The sequence below is a fragment of the Roseateles sp. P5_B10 genome, assembly GCF_056400485.1.
Genome location: NZ_JBFULE010000373.1, coordinates 1 through 5,126, shown reverse-complemented (window position 1 = coordinate 5,126; position 5,126 = coordinate 1). Strand labels below are relative to the sequence as shown.

Genomic DNA, 5,126 nt, shown 5'->3' with positions numbered 1-5,126 from the left:
GACTTCTCTCCATCCCGTGCCGACGCTGCTCATCACGGGCTCCGTTCCTAGTGCTGGAGAATCTTCGCGAGGAAGTCCTTGGCGCGCGGCGAGCGCTCCTCGGGCTTGGTGAAGAAGTCGCTGCTGCTGCAGTCCTCGACGATCTTGCCCGCGTCCATGAAGATGACGCGATTGCTGACCCGCTTGGCAAAGCCCATCTCGTGGGTCACACACATCATGGTCATGCCCTCGTGGGCCAGTTGCACCATCACGTCCAGCACTTCGCCGACCATTTCAGGGTCCAGCGCCGAGGTGGGTTCGTCGAACAGCATGACGATGGGGTCCATCGACAGCGCTCGCGCGATGGCCACGCGCTGCTGCTGGCCGCCGGAAAGCTGGCCGGGAAACTTGTCCTTGTGGGCGCTCAGGCCGACGCGGTCCAGCATCTTCAGGCCGCGGGTCTTGGCGTCGGCCGCCGAGCGGCCCAGCACCTTGATCTGCGCGATGGTCAGGTTTTCGGTCACCGACAAATGGGGAAACAGCTCGAAATGCTGGAACACCATGCCGACGCGCGAGCGCAGCTTGGGCAGGTTGGTCTTGGGGTCGGCGATGGAGATGCCGTCGACGACGATGTCGCCCTTCTGGAAGGGCTCCAGCGCGTTGACGGTCTTGATCAGCGTCGACTTGCCCGAGCCGGACGGCCCGCAGACGACGACAACCTCGCCCTTCTGGATGGTCGTGGTGCATTCGGTCAGCACCTGGAAGCTGCCGTACCACTTGGAGATGTTCTTGATATCGATCATGGCGGACTCGATTCGACTCAACGGATGATGGCGATCTTCTTCTGCAGCTCCCGCACGAGGCGGGACAGGCCGAAGCAGATGACGAAGTAGACGACCGCAGCCGCCAGATAGGTCTCGACGGGGCGGTTGAAGTTCTTGCCGGCCACCTCGAAGCCCTTGAGCAGGTCGTACTCGCCAACGGCATAGACCAGCGAGGTGTCCTGGAACAGGATGATGGTCTGGGTCAGCAGCACCGGCAGCATGTTGCGGAAGGCCTGGGGCAGCACCACGTAACGCATGCTTTGGCCGTAGGTCATGCCCACGGCATACCCGGCGTTGACCTGACCGCGCGACACCGACTGGATGCCGGCGCGCATGATCTCCGAGTAATAAGTGGCCTCGAACAGCGTGAAGGTGATGAAGGCCGACATCTGCCCGCCCAGCGGCCCGACGAGCTTGGGGATCAGCAGGAAGAACCACAGGATCACCATCACCAGCGGGATGGAGCGCAGCGTGTCGACGTAAAACGCCGCCGGCACCGACAGCCAGGGCTTGCTGGACAGCCGCATCATCGCCAGCAGCGTGCCCAGGATGATGCCGCCGATCATGGCCACCAGCGTCAGCTGGATGGAGAACCAGAAGCCCTTGGCGACGAAGCTCTGGACGACCGCCCAGTTCACGAAGGAATAGTCGAGATTCAGCATCACTTGCCTCCCGACTGGCCGGGGATGCGCACGCGCGCCTCAATGAACTTGGCGATGCGGTTGATGGCGAAGGCCGAGACGAAATACAGCGCGGTGACAGGGATGTAGATCTCCTCGAAATGAGACGTCTCTTCGGAGGCCTGCTGCGCGAACTGCGCCAGCTCGGGGATGCTGACCGCGAAGGCGACCGCCGAGTTCTTGACGATGTTCATGCTCTCGCTCGTCAGCGGCGGAATGACGATGCGGAACGCCATCGGCAGCAGCACGTGGCGGTAGGTCTGGGGCAGCGTCAGGCCCATGGCCAGGCCCGCGTAGCGCTGGCCGGTGGGCAGGGTCTTGATGCCGGCCTTGACCTGCTCGCCGATGCGCGCGCTGGTGAAGAAACCCAGGGCGAAGACGACCAGCACGGAGGACGGCACGGCCTCACGCAGCACCGGGAACAGCGACGGCAGCACGTGGTACCAGAGAAAGACCTGCACCAGCAGCGGGATGTTGCGGAAGAGCTCGGTCCACGCCTCGCCGAAGCGCGCCAGCCACTTGTTCGGCGCGGTGCGAGCAATGCCGATCAGCGAACCGACAACCAGCGCCAGCACGAGGGCCAGCAGCGAGACGCTCAGCGTCCAGCCCCAGGCGTTCAGCATCCATTGCAGATAAGTCTGCTCCTTGCCGCCCGGGCCGAAGCAGCCAGCAACGGCCTCCCCGGTGGCGGTGTCATTGCAGTAGAACTGCCAGTCCCAACTCATGGCCCTCTCCTCAAGCCTCTTAGCTAAAGCAAAGCGGGTGCCAGGCACCCGCTTTGCGGTGGTTCAGGTCGATGCGCGAATCACTTCTTCGCGTAGTCTTCCATCGGCTTGTCGTTGGGGTTGGCCCAGGCGTCCTTGGTCGCAGTGGACACCGGCAGGCCAATCTTCGTGTTGGTCGGCGGGATGGGCTGCATGAACCACTTGTCGTAGATCTTGGCCATCTCGCCGGACTTCATCATGGCCTTGATGCTGTTGTCGACCGCGGTCTTGAAGCCCGGGTCGTCCTTGCGCATCATGATGGCGATCGGCTCGACCGACAGCACCTCACCGACGATCTTGAAGTCGGCCGGGTTCTTGGACGTGGCGATGTTCTTGGCCAGGATGGAGCCATCCATGACGAAGGCGTCGGCGCGGCCGGAGTCCAGCAGCAGGAAGCTGTCAGCGTGGTCCTTGCCGAAGACTTCCTTGAAGTCCACGCCGTTGGCGCGCTCGTGCTTGCGCAGCGTCTGCACGGACGTGGTGCCGGTCGTCGTTGCGACGGTCTTGCCGTTGAGCTGGCCGATGCCGGTGATGCCGGAGTTGGCCTTCACGGCGATGCGCACTTCCTCGACATAGGTTGTCACGGCGAAGGCGACRTCCTTCTGGCGGGTGGCGTTGTTTGTCGTGGAGCCGCACTCCAGGTCGACGGTGCCGTTGACGGTCAGCGGGATGCGGTTGGCCGATGTGACCGGTTGGTACTTGACTTCGATCTTGCTGCCCAGCTGCTTGCGCAGGTCGGCAACGACGTGCTCGCAGACATCGATGTGGTAGCCGACGTATTTGCCATCACCGATGGTGTAGGACAGGCCCGACGACTCGCGCACACCCATCGTGATCGCGCCGCTGTCCTTGATCTTCTTCAGCGTGTCTTCGGCATGCACGGCCGAAACGCCGGCGAACAGGGCTGCGACGAGCAGAACTTTCTTCATGGAGACTCCAACAACAGGAAGTGGATATCGATAACAGCCGCGAGCAGACCACGCCGCACGCTCAGCCCGAATACGGGTTTACACGATGCATGCGCAAGCTGGATGAGGTCATGCCGCGGACGATAAATAGTCCCACAAAGCCAAGGAGGCTGGTTTGAGCCGGCGCGAAAGCTCGGGCTTTTCGCGATAGATGCGCAGCTCCATGCTGACGCTGAAGGTGCCCGGCGCAGCGGCGGGCACGAGGCGGCCACTGGCGATCTCCTTTTGCACCGAGCTGGCGGGCAGGAAGGCGAATCCGTGACCTTCCAGCGCCATCGCTTTCAGGCCTTCGGCCATGTCGGTCTCGTAGATCGCATCAAGGTTGAGCGCGCAGTCGGCTTCCTTGACGATGAGCTCGACGAGACGGCCGAGATAGGCGCCCGCCGCGTAGCTCAGGAAGGGAATCTTCTGGCCCGGCCGTCCGGGCAGCCGGAACATCGGCTCGCCCTGACTGTCGGCTCTGGCATACGGCGACAAGGTCTCATGGCCCAGCGACACCATCTGGTAGCGCTCCGGGTCCAGCTGCAGCGGCTGGCTGGCGTGGTGATAGACCAGCAGCAGATCGCAATTGCCTTCACTGAGCTGCAGCATCGCGTCATGCACATTGGCCGCGTTGAGCCGGCACTTGATGGCGCCGAAGCCGCGTCTCAACCCCATCAGCCAATGCGGGAAGAAGGAGAAGGCCAGCGAGTGCGGCACGGCGAACTCGATCATGTCCTGGTCGGCCGCCTGATGGCTGCGCAGCATATTGCGCGTCGCCTGCAGATTGCCCAGCAGCTCGACGGCCTGGGCCAGCAAGGTTGCGCCAGCGGCCGTCAGCCGGGTGGGATAGGAGGATCGATCCACCAGGTCGACGCCGGCCCAGGCCTCCAAGGCCTGAATGCGGCGCGAGAATGCCGGCTGGGTCACGTGGCGCAGCTGGGCGGAGCGGGAAAAGCTGCGCGTCTCGGCCAGGCTGACGAAGTCTTCAAGCCATTTGGTTTCCACCCGAGGCAGTGTAGCCAAGGCCTTCTGCCAGCCGCGCGATCTAGCGAGTCATCTCGGCAACTCATATATGCGCGCGCATTACCTCTTCACCCCCCTAAGCGCGGCCCCTAGGTGCTTGACTCCCCCTCAACTGAAGGGGCACAACGCGGCCCGGCGCGCAGGTGCTTGTTTACAGTCCGCCCAACAACCCAACTCGAACAAACCCGGACGGAGAACGCCATGCGCGCGACGAGCAAACTTCTGGCACTCGCCTTGACGGCCACCATGCAATCGGCGATGGCCGGTGCGGTCTTCTTGGACTTCGAGGACGTGCAGACCACGGAACCGCTGACCACCCGCTATGCGTCCAAGGGCGTCACGGTGAGCGGCGCCGCATGGACAGCAACCTCTGAAGCCTGCGGCGGCGATGTCAGCTTCGTCCGTACAGGCAGCTGCGGCGCGCTTTGGCTCGCTCAGGATCCGACCAATCCGGCCTCAACAGACGCCCGGTCGTTTACGCTGACCTCGGCCGACGGCTTCGTCGAAGCGCTGTCCTTTGTCTACTCGGGCAGCACGACCGCGATCAACCTCGCGGTTCACGCCTATGACGTCGCCGGCAAGGAAGTGGGCCTGGGCCTGACCGGCCTGACCGGCGAAAGCTGCGGCACCTTCGTCTTTTGCAACTGGTCGTCGCAGCCGGTCTCGCTGTCCTTCCAGGGTGTGGCTCGGACCATCGTCTTCTCTGCAATCGACCAGACCGTATTGCTCGACGACCTGAGTTTCAGGACGGCCGACCCGACCGGCCAGCTGCCGGAGCCCACCAGCATCGCCCTGGCCCTGGGTGCCCTTGGCGGTCTGGGCTGGAGCCGCCGCCGCGCCGCACGCTGAGCGCCTCTCTCCTGCAAGAACGACCGCTGCGGCGGTCGTTTTTCATTGGGACGGACG

General features: G+C 63.6%; 6 protein-coding genes. 1 reads left to right on the top strand and 5 read right to left on the bottom strand.

Annotated features, from left to right (window positions below):
• Positions 1-47: 47 nt before the first annotated feature.
• From AC1DU6_RS19670 to AC1DU6_RS19650, 5 genes are all read right to left on the bottom strand, one after another.
• Complete coding sequence (locus AC1DU6_RS19670; protein WP_056202848.1) at positions 48-782, bottom strand: amino acid ABC transporter ATP-binding protein; 735 nt, start codon at positions 780-782, stop codon at positions 48-50.
• A 17-nt stretch (positions 783-799) separates the two neighbouring features.
• Entirely contained in the window at positions 800-1,465 is a 666-nt protein-coding gene (locus tag AC1DU6_RS19665) for an amino acid ABC transporter permease (protein WP_056202845.1), read from the bottom strand.
• Entirely contained in the window at positions 1,465-2,208 is a 744-nt protein-coding gene (locus AC1DU6_RS19660; RefSeq protein WP_056202842.1) for an amino acid ABC transporter permease, read from the bottom strand. The genes AC1DU6_RS19665 and AC1DU6_RS19660 overlap by 1 nt, the downstream gene beginning before the upstream one ends.
• An 80-nt stretch (positions 2,209-2,288) precedes the next feature.
• Complete coding sequence (locus AC1DU6_RS19655) at positions 2,289-3,176, bottom strand: amino acid ABC transporter substrate-binding protein (RefSeq protein WP_056202840.1); 888 nt, start codon at positions 3,174-3,176, stop codon at positions 2,289-2,291.
• Positions 3,177-3,284: 108 nt separating this feature from the next.
• Entirely contained in the window at positions 3,285-4,202 is a 918-nt protein-coding gene (locus tag AC1DU6_RS19650; RefSeq protein ID WP_056202837.1) for a LysR substrate-binding domain-containing protein, read from the bottom strand.
• Between the two features lie 219 nt (positions 4,203-4,421).
• On the opposite strand from AC1DU6_RS19650, the gene AC1DU6_RS19645 reads away from it, so the two are divergent.
• Entirely contained in the window at positions 4,422-5,069 is a 648-nt protein-coding gene (locus AC1DU6_RS19645) for a PEP-CTERM sorting domain-containing protein (RefSeq protein WP_457323939.1), read from the top strand.
• The last annotated feature ends 57 nt before the right edge of the window (positions 5,070-5,126 follow it).

What these genes read in the sequence shown, in the direction of transcription:
- AC1DU6_RS19670 (WP_056202848.1), bottom strand. Translation starts at nt 782, where the DNA reads ATGATCGATATCAAGAACATCTCCAAGTGGTACGGCAGCTTCCAGGTG.
- AC1DU6_RS19665 (WP_056202845.1), bottom strand. Translation starts at nt 1,465, where the DNA reads ATGCTGAATCTCGACTATTCCTTCGTGAACTGGGCGGTCGTCCAGAGC.
- AC1DU6_RS19645 (WP_457323939.1), top strand. Translation starts at nt 4,422, where the DNA reads ATGCGCGCGACGAGCAAACTTCTGGCACTCGCCTTGACGGCCACCATG.
- AC1DU6_RS19660 (WP_056202842.1), bottom strand. Translation starts at nt 2,208, where the DNA reads ATGAGTTGGGACTGGCAGTTCTACTGCAATGACACCGCCACCGGGGAG.